This window comes from Olsenella phocaeensis (assembly GCF_900120385.1).
In the GTDB taxonomy this organism is placed as follows: Bacteria; Actinomycetota; Coriobacteriia; order Coriobacteriales; family Atopobiaceae; genus Olsenella_I; species Olsenella_I phocaeensis.
Genome location: NZ_LT635494.1, coordinates 1,547,595 through 1,564,389 on the forward strand (window position 1 = coordinate 1,547,595; position 16,795 = coordinate 1,564,389).

Here is a 16,795-nt window from a genome sequence, read left to right on the forward strand (position 1 = left end):
TGTGCTCAGCGGGCGATCTCTGGGTGTAGGTCGTGATAGATGCCCATGTACTCGTCCGCAGCCCGACTCCAGCTGAAGTCGGTTTCCATGGCCTGCCGCCGTAGCTTAGCCCAAGCCTCCTGATCAGTCCAGAAGAGCTCGCAGGCAGAGAGGAGCGTGTTGGCCATCTCGTCAGCGTTCATGTTGGCGAAGCGGAATCCAGTGCCCTCGCCCGTGAACTTGTTGTAGGCCTCGACGCTGTCCTGGAGCCCACCCGTCTCGCGCACGACGGGAAGCGTGCCGTAGCGCATGGCGATCATCTGGGAGAGTCCGCAGGGCTCGAACTCCGAGGGCATGAGCAGGATGTCGCCGCCGGAGTACATGCGATGGCTCAAGGCGTTGTCGAAGGCGATGCGCGCGCTCATCTGGTCGCCGTAGGTCCAGTCGAAGTAGCGGAAGGCGTCCTCCTGGTCCCTGTCTCCGGTGCCTAGGATGGCCACCTGCACGCCCCGCTCCATCAGGCGGCTCATGGCGTAACGCACCAGGCCGAGGCCCTTCTGGTTGGTGAGTCGACCTATCATGACGACGAGGGGTCGGGTGGGATCCTCGGCCAGTCCGAGCTCCTGCTGGAGGAGGCGCTTGTCCTCCGCCTTGCCCGACATGTCGTCCACGGAGTACTTGTGGTTGATGAGCTCGTCGGTGGCGGGGTTCCAGGCGTCGACGTCGATGCCGTTGAGGATGCCGCGCAGCGATGCGGAGCGGCGGCGGAATATGCCGTCCATGCCCTCGCCGTAGAAGGGCATCTGAAGCTCGCTGGCATAGCTCGGGCTCACCGTCGTGATGATGTCCGAGTAGCAGAGGGCACCCTTCATGTAGTTGATGGAGTCGCGGTCGCAGTAGAGCTGGCCCGCGGCCGTGGGGTTGTCGGCCAGGCCCAGGACGTCCTCGAGGACCTTGTCGGAGTATTGCCCCTGGAACTTGACGTTGTGCACGGTGAAGATGGTCTTCACGTTGCGGCAGGCCTCGGACGCCTGGTAGAACTCGCGGATGAAGACCGGGGCGAGCGCCGTCTGCCAGTCGTTGCAGTGCAGCACGTCGCACTGGAGCTCAGGCAGGAGCTCTATGGCCTCGCAGATCGCCTTCGAGAAGAAGGCGAAGCGCTCGCCGTCGTCGAAGTAGCCATAGGCCGCGTCACGCTTGAAGTAGGCCTCGTTGTCCACGAAGTAGAAGTCGACGCCGTGGTAGGTAAGCTTCTCTATGCCGCAGTAGACGCTGCGCCAGGCAAGGGGCACGTAGAAGTCCGCCACGTGGACCATCTGCTCCTGGTACTCCTGCGGGATGAAGGAGTACTTGGGCAGGATGACGGATGCCTTGGCGCCCGCCCGCCTGAGCTCGGCGGGGAGGGAGCCGGCGACGTCGCCCAGGCCGCCCGTCTTCACGAACGGGACGGCCTCGGCTGCCGCGAAGAGCACCCGGATCTTTCTTCTGACCTGATCGGGCATGGCAATCACCTATTCAGCCGCCTTTTCCTTGATGAGGAGCGCGTCAGGGGTACCCCTGAGCTCGGTGCCCGCGGGAACCACGTTGTTGCGGTCGACGATCGCGTTCTCCACGCGCGCGCCCGCCTTGATGACGCAGGACTGCATGACGATGGAGTTGTTGACGGTGGCGCCGCTCTCGACGATGACGCTGCGGCCCAGGATCGAGTTGGACACGGAGCCGTAGATGCGGCAGCTGCCCGACACGCGGCTGTTGGTCACGCGCGAGCCGGTCTCGAACTTGGCGGGAGCGTTGTCGTGGGCCTTGGTGCGGATGGTGCGGCCCTTGGGGAAGAGCTCCTCGGTGGTCTGGGGGTCGAGAAGGTCCATGTTGGACTCGAAGTAGGCGTCCTTGTTGAAGATGGCCGCCACGTAGCCCTTGTAGTCATAGCTCTGGACGTTGACGCGGCCGTAGTCGCCCGCCATGGCCTCGAAGAGGTCGAGGTAGTCGGTGGCCTTGTACCACTCGAGCATCTGGAGCAGGAACTCGCGGCCCACGACGAAGCAGTCGATGAAGGCCGTGTCACCGAAGACGACGCCGTGCTTGACGCCCTTGACCCGAGTGCCGTCCACGTTGAAGCCGGTGACGTCGACGTCCTTCTTGGTGGCCGTCTTGGTGATGACCGTCACGTCGGCCCCGCTCTTGCGATGCGCGTCCACGACCTCGCTGTAGTCCATGTTGTAGACGAAGCTGGCGGACGATATGACCACGAGGTCGCTCTTGCTGCGCTCGAGGAAGACCTTGTTGTGCTCGAGGTCACGCAGGAGGAAGCGCGACCCGGTGCGCGAGGTGCCGAAGGCGGAGCCAGGCAGGATGAAGAGGCCGCCCTTCTTGCGGTTGAGGTCCCAGTCGCGGCCGGATCCCACGTGGTCGATCAGCGAGCGGTAGTTGTAGGGCATGATCAGGCCCACGGTGCGGATGCCGCAGTTGACCATGTTGGAGAGCGCGAAGTCGATGACGCGGTAGCGGCCCAGGTAGGGCATGGACGCCACGGGCCTGGACTCCGAGAGCACGCTCGGATACTTCGTGGAGTAGTTGGCGGTGATGAGTCCTGTGAGCTTCTCCATTGCTACTCCTCCCCCTTTCCAACCACCACGTCATTCCCGATGACTGCGGTGTCCCTGGTCTGATCGACGCTTCCGAGCACGACGTCCTCCTCGACGATGGAGTTCTCGCCCAGGATGGCGCGGACGACGTGCGCGCCGGCCTTCACGCTGGCGCCAGGCAGGAGGACGGAGTCCTCGACGATGGCGCGCTCGCCCACGAAGCTGTCGGTCGAGAGGATCGAGTGGACGGCCTTGCCATAGATGCGGCAGCCGTTGCCCACCAGGCAGTCGTCGATGGAGCCGTTGGCTCCGACATACGCGGGCGGCCTGGTGGAGGCGTTGCTCATGATGGGTGCCTTGACGTCGAACAGGTCGAAGTCGGGGTTGGCGCCCAAGAGGTCCATGCTCGTCTCGTGATAGCTCGAGATGGTGCCCACGTCACGCCAGAAGCCGTTGTACTCGTAGGTGTAGAGGCGCTTGCCGTCGGCCAGGAGCTTCGGGATGATGTCGTTGCCGAAGTCATGCTCGGAGGTGTTGTCCACCGCATCGGCGTTGAGGGTGTCTACCAGCAGCTTGGCGTTGAAGATGTAGATGCCCATGGAGGCCAGGTTGCTGTCCGGCTTGTTGGGCTTCTCGGTGAACTTGACGATGCGCTCGTCCTCGTCCTGGGTGATGATGCCAAAGCGCGAGGCCTCCTCCCAGGGCACGGGCATGACGGCCACGGTGAGGTCGGCCTCATGGCGCTTGTGGTTCTCGAGCATGGCCTGGTAGTCCATGCTGTAGAGCTGGTCACCCGAGAGGATGAGCACGTACTCGGGGTCGTTCTGCTCGATGAAGCCGATATTCTGGGTCACGGCGTCCGCCGTGCCGGCATACCAGGCGCCACCGGTCTGGGTCGCATAGGGGGGCAGGATGGAGACGCCTCCGTCGCTCTCGTCCAGGTTCCAGGCACCGCCGGTGCCCAGGTAGGAGTGAAGCAGGTAGGGCCTGTACTGCGTGAGCACCCCGACCGTGTCTATGCCGGAGTTCGCGCAGTTTGACAGCGCGAAGTCGATGATGCGGTACTTGCCTCCAAACGAGACCGCGGGCTTGGCCACGTCCTTGGTGAGGACGCCGAGCCTACTGCCCTGTCCGCCGGCAAGAAGCATCGCTATGCATTCCTTCTTGCTCATGAGCTCCCCTTTCGTTTCTGCGCTGCTGCTTTACTCACCAATATGCCAAATGTCCTTGGCGTATTCCCCAATGGTTCGGTCGCTGGAGAAATAACCCGAGCGAGCAGTGTTCAGGACGGCCGTGTGGTTCCAGACGACCCTGTCGGCGTAGCGGGAGGTGAGCTCCTCCCAGGCGCTGACGTAGGAGTAGAAGTCCTTGAGCACGAGGTCGTGGTCGTTGTTGACCATGAGCTCGTCGCGGACGCTCTCGAAGTTGCCCGAGAGGTGCGCGAGGGTGCCGTCGGTCAGCTCGTCCACGATGCGGCCCAGGCGCTGGCGGTCGGCGTTGTAGAGGTCCCACGCCCAGTACTGGCCACCGGCGCGGAGCTCGTCTACCTCCTCGGTGCGCAGGCCGAAGATCTTGATGTGGTCCTCGCCCACGAGCTTGCAGATCTCTACGTTGGCGCCGTCGTAGGTGCCCAGGGTGATGGCGCCGTTCATCATCAGCTTCATGTTGGAGGTGCCCGAGGCCTCCGAGCCCGCCCAGCTGATCTGCTCGGAGATCTCGGCCGCGGGGTAGATGAGCTGCGCGCTCGAGACCGCGAAGTTGGGGACGAAGGCGACGCTGATCTTGTCGTTGACGCGGGCGTCGCCGTTGATCGCCTCGGCGACCGAGTTGATCAGGCGGATGACCTCCTTGGCGAAGGTGTAGCTCTGCGCCGCCTTGCCCGAGAAGATGAAGGCCGTGGGCGTGGGGTCGAAGCTGGGGTCGCTCAGGATCCGGTTGTAGATGTCCATGATCTTGAAGACGTTGAGCAGCTGGCGCTTGTAGGCGTGGAAGCGCTTGACCTGCACGTCGAAGACCATCGAGGTGTCCAGCGTGACGCCGGTCGTGCGCTTGACGTAGTCGGCCAGGCGCTGCTTGTCCCACCTCTTCGCCTTCTCAAACTCCTCCAGGAAGGAGGGGTCGTCGGCGTAGGGCTCGAGCTTGGACAGCTGGTTGGCGTCGCTCAGCCAGCCGTCGCCAATGGCATTGCAGACGAGCTTCGCGTAGGGTGGGTTGGCGTTGCCCAGGAAGCGGCGATGGCTGATGCCGTTGGTCTTGTTGTTGAACTTCTCGGGCGTGAGCTCGTAGAAGCCGTGCAGGGTCGTCGCCTCGAGGATGCCCGTGTGCAGGGCGGACACGCCATTGACCGAGTGCGAGAAGATGACCGAGAGGTTGGCCATGCGAACCTGGCCGTCCCACAGGATCGCCGTCTGCTGCAGGATCTCCTGCCAGTTGTCGCGGTCGTGGGGGAAGTCCTCGCGGTAGCGGCGGTCGATCTCCTCGATGAACATGTAGGTGCGCGGAAGCAGCGAGCGGAAGGTGTTGATGGGCCACTTCTCGAGCGCCTCGGGCATGACCGTGTGGTTGGTGTAGCTGATGGTCTCGCGGGCGATCTTGAAGGCGAGGTCGAAGTCGACGCCCTTGTCGTCCACCAGGATGCGCATGAGCTCGGGGCCGCACATCGCGGGGTGCGTGTCGTTGGTGTGGATCGAGACGTGCTTGCCCAGGTTCTCCCAGTCGGGACCGTGCTTCTTCTCGTAGCTGCGCAGGATGGTCTGGAGCCCGGCGCTGACGAAGAGGTACTCCTGCTTGAGGCGCAGGATGCGCCCGTGCTCGCCGGAGTCGTTGGGATACAGGATCTGCGAGATCGCCTCGACGTCGGAGCGGAACTTCATCGCCTTGGCGTAGTCTCCCGCGTTGAAGGCGTCGAGGTCGAAGTCCTCCTCTGCGGGCTCCGCGCTCCAGAGGCGCAGGTTGTTCACGGTCTTCCCGCCGTAGCCCACGATGGGCACGTCATAGGGGACCGCCTTCACCAGGTCGCCGCCCTCCTGGGTGAACCAGAAGCGGCCGTTCTCCTCGTGGCGCACGACGTGCCCGCCAAACTGCACGACGACGGCGCTCTCGTTCTTGCGGGTCTCCCAGGGGAAGCCATGCTCCAGCCAGTTGTCCATCTTCTCGACCTGGCGGCCGCCCTCGATCTCCTGGCGGAAGAGGCCGTAACGGTAGCGCATGCCGTTGCCGTTGCCGTTGATGCCCAGCGCGGCCATGGAGTCGAGGAAGCAGGCGGCGAGTCGGCCGAGGCCGCCGTTGCCGAGGCCCGGGTCGGCCTCCTGCTCGACCATCGTGTCGAGCGAGATCCCCAGCTCGGCGCAGCCCTCCTTGACGATGTCGCGGATGCCCAGGTTGAGCAGGTAGTTGTCGAGCAGGGGCCCGAGCAGGAACTCGAGCGAGAAGTAGTACACCTCGCGGCCGTCGCGCTCCTGGCCCGCGTCGAGGTTCCTGGTCTTGTTGGCGATGAGGGAGCCGAGCACGTAGTAGCGCTCCTGGTCGCTCATGTCCTCGAACTTCTTGCTGAAGCTGCTCTCGCAGGCCTCGCGATACTTGCTCACGAAGTCGGCCTTGTCCTTGAAGATCCTCTTGATGCTGTCTGCCATGTCCATCCTCTGTACGGGTTCGTCGCGGCGGGACCCTAGCCCGCGCGCCTGGCTCGCTCCCTACGCTACGCCTTCTTGGAGGCTGCCCTCCGCGGGGCCTTCTTTGCCGCAGGCTCCGCCTTCTTCGCCGCCGTCGACCTGCCCTTTGCGGGCGAGACGGGAGCGGCCTTCGCGCTCGCGGCGCTCGGCTTCGCCGCAGGCTTGGCTTTGGCTGCTGGCTTGGTCTTGGCTGTAGGCTTGGCCTTCGTCGCGGGCTCCTTCTTTGTTGCCGCCGGCTTCGACTTCGCGGCCGGGGCCTCCCTCTTTGCGGCGGCCGCCGCAGCTGCCTTGGGGGCCTCGGCCTTCTCCGCCGCCTTCATGGCGGGCTTGGCGCTCGCCTCGGACTTGACGGCGGCCTTCTTCGCCTTGGCGGGCAGGGGCCCGTCGTAGCGCAGCACCAGGCCTGCCAGCGGCGGAAGCCTGAGCTCGATGGACTGGTCGCGCATGTTCCAGGGCTCGTCCTCGCTCTCGAAGCGCACTCCCTCGTTGGTCACGCCGGAGCCGCCGAAGGCCTGCGCGTCGGAGTTGAAGGCCTCGACCCAGTAGCCCGGCTTGGGCAGGCCGACCCTGAACTGCTCGCGGGTGTTGACGTCGAAGTTGATGAGGACCACCAGGTCGTCCTTGGGGTCCTTGCCGTGCCGCACGAACGAGATGACCGACTGGTCGCTGTTGTCCGCGTCGATCCACTCGAAGCCCTGGGCGTCGTAGGCGTGTTCCCAGAGGGCGGGCTGCTCGTTGTAGAAGCGGTTGAGGGCGGACACGTAATACTGCTGGTGCGCATGGCTCTCGTACTGGTCTGCCAGGAAGTACTGGACGCCCTCGTAATAGCGCCACTCGATGAACTGCGCGATCTCGTTGCCCATGAAGTTGAGCTTGCCGCCCGCGTGGGTCATCTGGTAGAAGGCCAGGGCGCGCATGCCGGCGAACTGGCGCCAGTAGTCGCCGGGCTGGCGGGTGATGAGCGAGCACTTGCCGTGCACGACCTCGTCGTGGCTCAGAGGCAGCACGAAGTTCTCGTTGAACTGGTACATGGTCGAGAAGGTCAGCAGCCTGTGGTTGCCCGGGCGGAAGGGGAAGTCGGTCTGGCAGTAGTGCAGGGTGTCGTTCATCCAACCCATGTCCCACTTGAAGTGGAAGCCCAGCCCCCCGTCTGCGGAGGGGTAGGTGACGAGCGGCCAGGCGGTTGACTCCTCGGCGATCATCATGACGTCCGGGTGGTACTTGCCCACCGTGTCGTTGCAGTCCTGGATGAACTGGATGGAGGCGAGATCCTCCTCGGTGCCCTTCTCGTTGAACTTCTTCTGGCGCGGGTCGTCGATGCCGAAGTTGAGGTAGAGCATGCTGGTAACGCCATCCATGCGCACGCCGTCGGCGTGGTACTCGCCCACCCAGTAGAGCAGGTTGGACACGAGGAAGGTCTTCACCTCCCCGCGCGCCAGGTCAAACTTGAAGGTGCCCCAGTTGGGATGCTCCTCCTTCTCGTACAGCTTGTCGCCATTGAAGTGGACCAGGCCGTGCTCGTCACGGCAGAAGCCGCCCGGCACCCAGTCGAGGATGACGCCGATGCCGGCCTGGTGGCAGGCGTCGACGAAGTGCTTGAACTGGCGGGGGTTGCCATAGCGCGAGGTGGGCGCGTAATAGCCCGTCACCTGGTAGCCCCAGGACCCGTCGAAGGGATGCTCCATGACGGGTAGGACCTCGATGTGCGAGTAGCCCATCTTGCTCACGTACTCGACCAGCTCGTCAGAGAGCTCGTCGTAGCTCAGATACGAGCCGCTGTGCTCGTCCGAGTCGGGGTCGCCGTTGCCGGCCAGCCCGTCGTCATGGCGCTTCCAGCTGCCAAGGTGGACCTCGAAGATGTTGAGGGGGGAGCCCAGCATGTCGCGCTTGGCACGCCCCGTCATGTAGGCGTCGTCAGACCACTCGTAGCCCGAGATGTCGGCCAGGCGAGAGGCGGTCCCCGGGGGGCACTCGGCATGGAAGGCGTAGGGGTCCGCCTTGTAGAGCAGGTCGCCCCTCTTCGTCCTCACGAGGTACTTGTAGAGCTGGCCCTCCTCGGCACCGGGGACGAACCCCTGCCACACGCCGCCGCTGGCAGTCTCTTCCAGGGGGTTCGCGTCGGGTTCCCAGCCGTTGAACTCTCCGATGACGCTCACGCCCAGCACGTCGGGGGCCCAGACGGCAAAGTGGAAGCCACGCCTTCCGTCCTCGGTGCATGGGTGCGCGCCCATCTTCTCGTAGCTGCGATACCAGTGGCCCTCAGCCAACATGTAGAGGTCGTCTTTGCTAATGGTCAGGTCAGGAGTGCGGACGTTCATATCTTCCTCCAGCTTCTTCAGCCTGTGCCGCGCCTTGCGGGGGGCAGTACCGAGAAATCTTCACAAGACGCCTATATATTCTAGGCCATAGCATGGGTCGGCACCCATGGCTGCTTTGCCAAATCTGCAAGCGTGGCCAATATTTTGCGAGCCGACGGATATTGGGCGGCCACCATTTTGCAAGCCGATGGATATCGGGCGCCACCCCCCTGGGGCAGGACGGCCGGCGGGCCGGCAGTTCGTCGCTGCGACCCCGCAGGCGCGTCCCTCTCGCCTAGAATGCGCTTAGCAAGGCGAAGGGAGAGGAACATGCCCCGTGAGTCGAAGCGCTCCAAGCGCGAGCGCGGCATCGAGGTCTGCCGCCGCATGGGAGATCTGTACCCCGACGTGAGGAGCGCCCTGGACTTCGACGGCCCCTTCACGCTGGTAATCTGCGTTCTGCTCTCGGCTCAGACGACGGACGTGGCCGTGAACAAGGTGACGCCCGAGCTCTTCCGCCGCTGGCCCACGCCCGAGGCCATGGCGGTGGCGGAGGTCCTCGAGGTGGAGGACGTCATCCACTCCCTGGGCTTCTACCACACCAAGGCACGGCACTGCGTCGAATGCGCCCAGGCCATAGTCTCGAACTTTGGCGGAGAGGTGCCTGGCACCATGGAGGAGCTCGTCACGCTCCCGGGAGTGGGGCGCAAGACGGCGAACATCGTGCTCAACAAGGCCTTCGGCGTGGTGGACGGCATCGCCGTGGACACCCACGTGTACCGCATCGCCTCCAGGCTCAGGTTGGTCGACGCCCCCACCCCCGCCCAGGCCGAGCCCCAGCTGCTTGACGTTCTTCCCCGCGAGCTCTGGGGGCCCGTCAACGAGCAGTGGATCCACTTCGGACGCGAGACCTGCACCTCGCAGCGCCCCAAGTGCGACGCCTGCGCCCTGGTCGACCTCTGCCCTAGCGCCTTCAAGGCAAACGGCAAGCCCAACGCCAGACCACGCCGTCGGAGTAGCTAGCATCAGCCATAGGGAGGGAGACGCCATGGCGGAGGAGCCAAGGGGGCACTTCTGCAGTTGTGGGGACATCCGCTGCCCCCACAACCCCAACAATCCCAAGAACCTCGCTCGCGGCCTTGGCTGCGATGCCTGCATCAGGAAGAACCTGGCACTGGGCGAGGTTCCCACCTGCATCTTCAAGAACCTGGGCTCGATTGAGGGCCGGGACGACTTCTCCGTCGAGGGCTTCGCGCGCTTCGTGGCGGGACATCCACGGAGCCCCGAGGAGCGCGAGCGCTGCGCGAGGGTGGCGGCGGAGTTCGAGGCCGCGCGCGCGGAGGGCTAGGCGCGCAGGCGCAGCCCTTCAAGATAAGACGTCCGCATGCGCCAAAGGACTCCCGGGCCGGCGGGTCGCTGCCGGTCCGAGGGCCTCGAATCATCTCGTGAGACGCCCCTCTCGCCCAGAGGGAGGCCTTATGCCGCAGCGAGCGCTTGGTCGAGGTCTGCGATGATGTCGTCCACGTTCTCGATGCCCACCGAGAGGCGGACGAGGTCCTCCGAGAGGTGCGCCGCCTTCAGCTGCTCGGCGCTGAGCTGCGAATGGGTGGTCGACGCGGGATGGATGATCAGCGACTTGGCGTCGCCCACGTTGGCGAGGTGCGTGAACAGCCTCACGTTGTCCACCACCCTTAGCCCCGCCTCGCGGCCGCCCTTGACACCGAAGACCAGCGCACCGCCAAAGCCGCCGTGCAGCAGGCGCGAGGCCGTCTCGTGGCTGGGGTCGCCCTCGAGACCCGAATAACGCACCCAAGAGACCTTGGGGTGCCCCTCCAAGAAGCGCGCCACCGCGAGGGCGTTCTGGCTGTGGCGCTCGACGCGCAGGGAGAGCGTCTCGATGCCAATGCCGATGAGCTGCGCCGCGTAGGGCGAGAGGGTCGGCCCGAAGTCTCGCAGCTTGTTGGCCAGCACACGGGTCGAGAAGGGGGCGGCAGGGGCGGCGTCCGCGAAGACCACGCCATGGTAGGAGGAATCGGGATCGGTAAGCGTGGCAAACTTGTGCGGTGTCGAGCTCCAGTCGAAGCGTCCCGTATCCACGACCGCACCGCCCAGCGTCGCGCCGTGACCGCCGATCCACTTGGTGAGCGACTCGATCACCACCGCGGCACCGTCCTCTGCAGGCCGGTAGAGATAGGGGGTCGCGAAGGTGTTGTCCACGAAGACCGGTAGGGGCTCGGACAGCGAGGAGGCCGCATCGACGAGAGCGGGAGAGAAGAGGGAGTCGCATGACCTGCGGGAAAGCGACGGCCAGAATCGTCGCGGACGCACGGAGGCTCCGCTCTCACCCTCGGGGCCAGGGAGTCCCGAAGCGCGCGGGCATGGAACGCGGGGGCTTTTCCACATGATGCCCACGCCCCCGGCGCATCCACCTACAAGGAAAGGGCCCGTCCCCCCGATGGGAGACGGGCCCTTTGAAAGCTGTCGCGACACGGTGCCGACGAGGCTACGTCCTTAGTAGTTGACGGACTGCTCCTCGAAGTAGCTCTGCGGGTGGTTGCAGACGGGGCAGACCTTGGGTGCGGTGGCGCCGACGTGCAGGTGGCCGCAGTTCAGGCACTTCCAGACCTTGACGCCCGGACGGTCGAAGACCTCGCCCTTCTCGACGCGCTCGACGAGCTTGTTGTAGCGCTCCTCATGGGCCTTCTCGACGGCGCCGACCATCTTGAACTTGGCGGCGATCTCCTTGAAGCCCTCCTCCTCGGCGGTCTTCGCGAAGCCCTCGTACATGTCGGTCCACTCGTAGTTCTCGCCGGCGGCGGCATCCTTGAGGTTGGTCACGGTGTCGGGGACGTCCCCCTCGTGGAGGTACTTGAACCAGAGCTTGGCATGCTCCTTCTCGTTGCCGGAGGTCTCGGTGAAGATGTTCGAGATCTGGACGTAGCCCTCCTTCTTGGCCTTGCTGGCGTAGTACTCGTACTTGGTGTGAGCCTGGCTCTCGCCGGCAAACGCACTCTCGAGGTTCTTCTTGGTCTGCGAGCTCTCGAAGTCAACTGCCATGTGAACTCCTCTCCGAAGATGCGTGCGGGCCCCTCCCGCACGACGTCTCAAAGCAGCCGCGATAGGCGACTGCTTTGATGGTAGCACTCAGACGTGCCAAATGTCCCCTGAACTATGGCAAAAGCCCTCTCGCTCGAGCTCTTCGAGGAGCTCGAGCACCTCGCCTTGGGCCAGCTCGGCCCTGCCGGCCTCCGACTCGACGCGGCTCAGCTCTTCGGCCAGCACCCCGCATCCAACTCCGACCGCATGGTCGTCGGCATGAGCCAGCAGGATGCGCACGAGCTCGGCGCGCTTCTGGCGGTGCGATCCCTCGAATCTGGACTGCCGCACGTGAGCCGCCGACCGACGCGAGGGGTTGGGAAGGACCCGCTTGAGATGGGCACCGTAATCCAGGAGGGCGTAGTACCAGCTGCGTGGCGAGTCGTCGGGAAGCGAGGCGTCCGGGGGGCAGCACGCCTCCACCAATGGGACGAGGTCCCGGTCTCGCACCCCCATCTCCTCTGCGAGGAGCTCGTGCAGGAAGACCGAGCGCACGTTGGTCTCGAGGTAGACGCCTGGCAGGTCGAAGGCGAAGGCCCTGATGCCCGCCGCGGTCGCCGGACCTATGCCAGGCAGCGCCACGAGCTCCGCGTACGAGCGCGGCATCTCTCCACCGGCGTCGCTTACGGCCTGAGCGGCACGCCAGAGCGAGAGAGCGCGCCGATTGTAGCCCATGCCCTGCCACTCCTCCAGCACGTCGACCGAGCTTGAGGCAGCAAGCGCGTCGGGGGTCGGGAAGCGCTCGCACCAGCGCTGCCAGCGACCGTCCACGCGGCTCACCTGCGTCTGCTGGAGCATGACCTCAGAGACCCAGATCTGGTAGGGGTCGCGGGTGCGACGCCAGGGCAGGTCGCGGTACAGCTCGGCCCCCCTCGCCCTGACCCGCTCCCTGAACGAGGCGAGCCCGTCACCGAGCTCGCCCTCCCACTCCAGGCGGGCGGCGCTACTCGTCATCGGAAGCCAGGACCCTGGGACCCACGACCTCGAAGCCCTGGCCCCCCGCCAGCACGGCGTGCTTGTGCTCGGCAACGACCTCATAGAGGGTCACCGAGGAGAAATAGTCGCGCAGGATGCGCTCCGCCTCGCACCAGATCGGGTTGAAGTGGCAGGACGGCATGAAGGGACAGGGTCCGCCGTCATCCCCGTTGGTGTCGCAGCTCGAGACCTGGATCGGCCCCTGGATGGCCTCAACCACCGTGCGCACCGTGGTCGCCTTGGGATCGACCGCGAGGCGCATGCCCCCATGCGAGCCACGCGTGCTGTCTATGATTCCGGCACGCACGAGGTCGTGCTGGATCGAGCGGGCAAACGAGTAGGGCACGCTGTTGTTCTCGGCTGCGACCCGAACCGAGACGATGTCGCCATCCGCGCGCACCAGCTCGGAGAGCATGCGCAGCGCGTAATCGGTCTTCCGTGAAATATCCACCTGTGTACCTCCCCTGCGAGCCTCGCGGCGTCCCCATCGCGCGCGGCCTACTTCCAGTCGAGCACCTCCCAGTCGCGGCGCTTGGCCGCATGCTTCAGCGTCTTGCCCGGGCTCACCGCGTAGGGCTTCTGAGAGGCGGAGAGCAGGTCCTCGTCGGAGTGGTGGTCCCCGTACGCATAGGCGATGACCCACCTGCCCGGCCCCACGTGCTCGTCTGCCCAGCGCTCCACGGCGCGGGTCTTCTCGGGCCCCGCTATGACAGGGCCCGCGACCTGGCCCGTATAACGACCTTGGGCATCTACCTGCATGTCCGTGGCGACGAGGCCGTCGACGCCCAGGTGGTCCGCCGCCTCACGGGCGATGTCCAGGAAGGTGGCCGAGACGAGCAACGTGACGCAGCCCTCGTCCTTGCACTTCCGCACCTCGGCCATGGCTGCGGGACGGTAGCGCGGCAGCAGGACCTCGTCGTGGAAGGAACGCATCAGGGCAGATATCTCCTCAGGACTCCGCTCGTTGAGGGCATCGAAGATGACCTCCCGGGCCTCCTCCTGGCGCTGCGGGAGATGGAGCACGTAGCGTGCCCCCCACCAGCCCAGGCGCAGGGCCTGCGAGATCGAGAGGTAGCCACGGGCGAAGAGGTAGCGCGAGAAGAGCGAGCCCGACTGCCCGCTGATCGAGGTACCGTCGAAGTCGAAGACGGCCAGCCTCACCAACTCGTCGTCCTGTCGCCTTTCACCTGCAGCCACCAGAGCCAGCCCCCAATAGACGGTCAGGGGCCCGTCGGCCCCGGCACCAAAGCCCTCTAATTGTATGACATAAGTGCCAATTTTTGTCCCCCGCCCCACGGCTGCGGGACGAGGCGAGAGGGACGGTGGGCCCGACGGTCCGTGGCCCCGTGCGCATGGCCACGGACCGCGCAGCCGGGGCCAGCCCTTGCCGCCCTTCTCCCATAAGAAAAAAGCCCCGGAGACCGGGGCTTGAAGTCGCAAATGGCGGGATATGCGGGACTTGAACCCGCGACCTCCGACGTGACAGGCCGGCGCTCTAACCAGCTGAGCTAATACCCCGTTCAACAGGTGCGGGAGCTATTCTACACAGAAGCGCTTCGCCTTGTCCAGTGGCCCTGTGAAAAAAGTTCCCTCCACCATTCATGCACAAGCCTTACCTGTTTTGGCGCCTCCTTCGGGGCATCACCGACATGCGCCCGCATCGGCGTTCGGTGCACTAGCCCAGGGGGACGACCACCAGCCTGCCGTCACTCGTGTGGAGCCTCAGGCTGCTCCCCTGGAGCTCCACCGACTCTATGGATCCCTCGCCCCTCACCGCGTTGCCGTCGGCATCGGTCACCTGGGTCTCGACCGATCCGCCCCCAATCTGGTAGGCAAGGAGGTCCCAGCTGCCGTCGAGGTTCTCGGGCACGATCAGGGCGCCGTTGTAGAGGACCAGCTGGACAGGTACCCCGTCGAGCTCGAAGTAGACCGTCTGGGAGCTCCCGCCCTCAGGCCAGCTCACCAGCGCATACTTGCCGCTGTCCTGCTTGCGCAGGGCAAAGGTCGTCCCGCGGTTGGTGATCGTCCCGTCCGCCTGGGTCTGGCCCTGCGCCTGCTCCTGCCGCGTCGCCGCGCTCCTGGAGGACGAGAGGGCCCTCCAGAAGAGGAAGCCGCCCAGGGCGAGCACCACGGCGACGGCCACCCCGAGGCCCACGAAGAGCTTGCGGCTGGTCTTGTAGCGTGCCTCTCGCCTTTGGACCGAGGGCTTGTGTGAGCCCTGCAGGCGCATCTCGTCGCCCAGGCCTATGCGCGTCCACGACGAGGTGGAATCTGCCGAGATCTTGGAGACGTTCTGCCTCGTCTCGACCGTCGCCCCCTGCCCAGCAGATATGCGCTGGAAGGAGCCCGTCTGGGCGGGGTCCACGCCAATGGGGCGCGGGGCGTCCTGCTCGGCGCTGGCGGAGTCGGGCTCCAGCTCATAGCCGTCGCGGGGGACATAGCGACGCGCTGCGGGCTGGGCGTTGCCGGCAGAGTGCTTACCGTGACGGGGGGCGGCCCCGCTCGTGTGTTGTGACATGACAGACCTCCTCGCTCTGGCGTGCATCGTAGCGCACCGGTGCCGCAAGTTGTCGCTACAGCACCCGGCGGGCCTCAATGGCCCGCCCAAGGGTCACCTCGTCGGCGTATTCGAGGTCGCCGCCCACGGGCAGGCCGCTCGCGAGGCGCGAGACCTCGACCCCCAGCGGGCGTATGACGCGCGAGAGGTAGGTGGCGGTCGTCTCGCCCTCCACGTCCGGGTTGGTGGCCAGGATCACCTCGCTGACGGAGTCATCGGCTAGGCGCTGGAGGAGCTCCTTCACGTGCAGCTGGTCCGGGCCGACCTTGTCCATGGGAGAGATGACACCCCCCAGCACGTGGTAGAGGCCATGGTAGACGCCGGTCTTCTCGATGGCGGTGACGTCGCGGGGCTCGCTCACCACGCAGATGCTCGCGCGGTCGCGCGAGCCGTCGGAGCAGACGTCACAGGTGTCGCGCGTCGCGTAGCTGAAGCAGATGGGGCAGAAGTGGACCTGGTGCTTGACCTGCACGATCGCGTCGGAGAGGCGTCGTGCCGTCTCCGCGTCGGACTCGAGCAGGTAGTAGGCGATGCGCTGGGCCGACTTGGGACCGATGCCCGGAAGCCGTCCCAGCTCGTCGAGGAGCCTCTGGAGGGCCCGGCCGTCGTTTGCCTCTCTCGGCATGCCTAGAACAGCCCTGGGATGCTCATGCCGCCCGTCACGCCCGAGAGCTGCTGGTTCGCTGCGGACTGCGCGGCAGAGAGGCACTCGTTCACGGCCGCGACGATGCTGTCCTGCAGCATCTCGACGTCCTCGGGGTCCATTGCCTCGGGGTCGATGGTGATGGAGTCGATGTGCATGTCGGCGGTTCCGCTGACCTTGACCATGCCGCCGCCCGCAGAGGCGGACACCTGGATGTCGCCCAGGCGGTCCTGTGCCTTGGCGAGCTCCTGCTGCATCTTCTGGGCCTGCTTCATCATCTGCTGCATGTTCACGGGACGTATCCTTTCATGGGCGCGCCGGGGCGCAGTCCGTTCGTGGTCGTGCCGCGGCGCTCGGGCCGCCCTCACATGGTAGCCGCGTCGGGCGGGGGCTCCCCTGGGCAGGGGGCGAATCCCCAACTACTCCGCCGCTCCCCCAGAGCCGTCGGGACGCTCGACGCGAGCCGAGACGCCGTCGCCGAAGACGTCGGTGAGCATGTCCAGGATGTCTTTCTGCTCGGGGGTGAACATCTCCCTGGGCTCCCTGGGGGTGGTCCCCGCAGCCGGCTTGGGCTTGGGCGCCGCTGCGGGAGCCGGGCTTGGGGCTGGCTCCCGCCTGGGCGCTGGCTTCGGCTGGCTGGACCCGGGGGCACCCGCCTGACCGGCGGTCTGCGCGGGCGCCACGGCCGACGGGGAAACCACGGGTCCCGTCTGGGAGACTGGCCCCTGGGGCGGCAGGGGTGCGGACGAAGCGGCCGCCGGGGCCTGGTCGGCGTCCTCTCCATACGCGAAGGCGGACGCATCGTCGTAGGGCACGGCCTCGTCTTCCCAGGGGGCCGCATAGCTCGGCCGTGCGGGCCGGGAGGGCGCCGCCGGGGCGGGAATCGCGGACGCCGAGGTCGGCTGCATGGCTTGAACGCTGGGTGCGGCAGGCGCCGGCACCGGCGTGGGAGACGGCGCCTGAGCACGCACGGGAGCCGGCGCTGCGGCGGG

15 protein-coding genes and 1 tRNA gene are annotated in these 16,795 nt (G+C 65.9%); 2 read left to right on the plus strand and 14 right to left on the minus strand.

All coding sequences use genetic code 11. The features are described 5' to 3' along the window. Positions 1-5: 5 nt before the first annotated feature. The 5 genes from glgA to glgB all read right to left on the minus strand — a co-directional run bounded on the left by glgA (position 6) and on the right by glgB (position 8,553). Positions 6-1,481, minus strand: a complete 1,476-nt coding sequence (gene glgA, locus BQ7388_RS07590) for a glycogen synthase GlgA (protein WP_200781448.1) — start codon at positions 1,479-1,481, stop codon at positions 6-8. 9 nt (positions 1,482-1,490) lie between these two features. Further along, a complete protein-coding gene (glgD, locus tag BQ7388_RS07595) occupies positions 1,491-2,585 on the minus strand; it encodes a glucose-1-phosphate adenylyltransferase subunit GlgD (RefSeq protein WP_072500167.1) in 1,095 nt (364 codons plus the stop codon). A gap of 2 nt (positions 2,586-2,587) precedes the next feature. After that, positions 2,588-3,736 (minus strand): glucose-1-phosphate adenylyltransferase, encoded by a 1,149-nt coding sequence (locus tag BQ7388_RS07600; RefSeq protein WP_062531576.1) that lies wholly within the window; start codon positions 3,734-3,736, stop codon positions 2,588-2,590. Between the two features lie 30 nt (positions 3,737-3,766). Further along, entirely contained in the window at positions 3,767-6,196 is a 2,430-nt protein-coding gene (locus BQ7388_RS07605) for a glycogen/starch/alpha-glucan phosphorylase (RefSeq protein WP_129583188.1), read from the minus strand. 65 nt (positions 6,197-6,261) lie between these two features. Then, positions 6,262-8,553: a 1,4-alpha-glucan branching protein GlgB gene (gene glgB / locus BQ7388_RS07610; RefSeq protein ID WP_072500168.1), complete on the minus strand. Its 2,292-nt coding sequence runs from the start codon at positions 8,551-8,553 to the stop codon at positions 6,262-6,264. A 309-nt stretch (positions 8,554-8,862) separates the two neighbouring features. On the opposite strand from glgB, the gene nth reads away from it, so the two are divergent. Both nth and BQ7388_RS07620 read left to right on the plus strand, forming a co-directional pair. Next, the gene (gene nth / locus BQ7388_RS07615; protein ID WP_072500169.1) at positions 8,863-9,555 is read left to right on the plus strand and encodes an endonuclease III; all 693 of its coding nucleotides are present in this window, start codon (positions 8,863-8,865) and stop codon (positions 9,553-9,555) included. Positions 9,556-9,580: 25 nt separating this feature from the next. Next, positions 9,581-9,880: a DUF6485 family protein gene (locus tag BQ7388_RS07620; protein WP_072500170.1), complete on the plus strand. Its 300-nt coding sequence runs from the start codon at positions 9,581-9,583 to the stop codon at positions 9,878-9,880. Between the two features lie 128 nt (positions 9,881-10,008). On the opposite strand, the gene BQ7388_RS07625 is transcribed toward BQ7388_RS07620, so the two are convergent. The 9 genes from BQ7388_RS07625 to BQ7388_RS07665 form a co-directional block, all read right to left on the minus strand. Beyond that, the gene (locus BQ7388_RS07625; RefSeq protein ID WP_234946896.1) at positions 10,009-10,749 is read right to left on the minus strand and encodes a PLP-dependent transferase; all 741 of its coding nucleotides are present in this window, start codon (positions 10,747-10,749) and stop codon (positions 10,009-10,011) included. A gap of 294 nt (positions 10,750-11,043) precedes the next feature. Further along, the gene (gene rbr, locus BQ7388_RS07630) at positions 11,044-11,589 is read right to left on the minus strand and encodes a rubrerythrin (RefSeq protein ID WP_009278343.1); all 546 of its coding nucleotides are present in this window, start codon (positions 11,587-11,589) and stop codon (positions 11,044-11,046) included. An 87-nt stretch (positions 11,590-11,676) separates the two neighbouring features. Continuing rightward, positions 11,677-12,582: an HhH-GPD family protein gene (locus tag BQ7388_RS07635; protein ID WP_072500172.1), complete on the minus strand. Its 906-nt coding sequence runs from the start codon at positions 12,580-12,582 to the stop codon at positions 11,677-11,679. Next, positions 12,572-13,054: an RrF2 family transcriptional regulator gene (locus BQ7388_RS07640; protein WP_072500173.1), complete on the minus strand. Its 483-nt coding sequence runs from the start codon at positions 13,052-13,054 to the stop codon at positions 12,572-12,574. The genes BQ7388_RS07635 and BQ7388_RS07640 overlap by 11 nt, the downstream gene beginning before the upstream one ends. Positions 13,055-13,101: 47 nt before the next feature. After that, positions 13,102-13,800, minus strand: a complete 699-nt coding sequence (locus BQ7388_RS07645) for an HAD family hydrolase (RefSeq protein ID WP_159430813.1) — start codon at positions 13,798-13,800, stop codon at positions 13,102-13,104. A 244-nt stretch (positions 13,801-14,044) separates the two neighbouring features. Further along, positions 14,045-14,121, minus strand: a tRNA-Asp gene (locus BQ7388_RS07650). A gap of 157 nt (positions 14,122-14,278) precedes the next feature. After that, on the minus strand, positions 14,279-15,121 hold the full coding sequence (locus BQ7388_RS07655; protein WP_072500175.1) for a hypothetical protein: 843 nt from the start codon (positions 15,119-15,121) through the stop codon (positions 14,279-14,281). Positions 15,122-15,176: 55 nt separating this feature from the next. After that, the gene (recR, locus tag BQ7388_RS07660) at positions 15,177-15,785 is read right to left on the minus strand and encodes a recombination mediator RecR (RefSeq protein WP_009278338.1); all 609 of its coding nucleotides are present in this window, start codon (positions 15,783-15,785) and stop codon (positions 15,177-15,179) included. 2 nt (positions 15,786-15,787) lie between these two features. Then, positions 15,788-16,096, minus strand: coding sequence for a YbaB/EbfC family nucleoid-associated protein (locus tag BQ7388_RS07665; protein WP_009278337.1), 309 nt, complete (start codon positions 16,094-16,096; stop codon positions 15,788-15,790). Between the last annotated feature and the right edge of the window lie 699 nt (positions 16,097-16,795).

Bases quoted from the DNA above. Each gene is read 5' to 3' on its own strand.
- rbr (WP_009278343.1), bottom strand. From the start codon at position 11,589: ATGGCAGTTGACTTCGAGAGCTCGCAGACCAAGAAGAACCTCGAGAGT.
- nth (WP_072500169.1), top strand. From the start codon at position 8,863: ATGCCCCGTGAGTCGAAGCGCTCCAAGCGCGAGCGCGGCATCGAGGTC.
- BQ7388_RS07620 (WP_072500170.1), top strand. From the start codon at position 9,581: ATGGCGGAGGAGCCAAGGGGGCACTTCTGCAGTTGTGGGGACATCCGC.
- BQ7388_RS07655 (WP_072500175.1), bottom strand. From the start codon at position 15,121: ATGTCACAACACACGAGCGGGGCCGCCCCCCGTCACGGTAAGCACTCT.
- glgD (WP_072500167.1), bottom strand. From the start codon at position 2,585: ATGGAGAAGCTCACAGGACTCATCACCGCCAACTACTCCACGAAGTAT.
- BQ7388_RS07600 (WP_062531576.1), bottom strand. From the start codon at position 3,736: ATGAGCAAGAAGGAATGCATAGCGATGCTTCTTGCCGGCGGACAGGGC.
- glgB (WP_072500168.1), bottom strand. From the start codon at position 8,553: ATGAACGTCCGCACTCCTGACCTGACCATTAGCAAAGACGACCTCTAC.
- BQ7388_RS07605 (WP_129583188.1), bottom strand. From the start codon at position 6,196: ATGGCAGACAGCATCAAGAGGATCTTCAAGGACAAGGCCGACTTCGTG.
- glgA (WP_200781448.1), bottom strand. From the start codon at position 1,481: ATGCCCGATCAGGTCAGAAGAAAGATCCGGGTGCTCTTCGCGGCAGCC.
- BQ7388_RS07635 (WP_072500172.1), bottom strand. From the start codon at position 12,582: ATGACGAGTAGCGCCGCCCGCCTGGAGTGGGAGGGCGAGCTCGGTGAC.
- recR (WP_009278338.1), bottom strand. From the start codon at position 15,785: ATGCCGAGAGAGGCAAACGACGGCCGGGCCCTCCAGAGGCTCCTCGAC.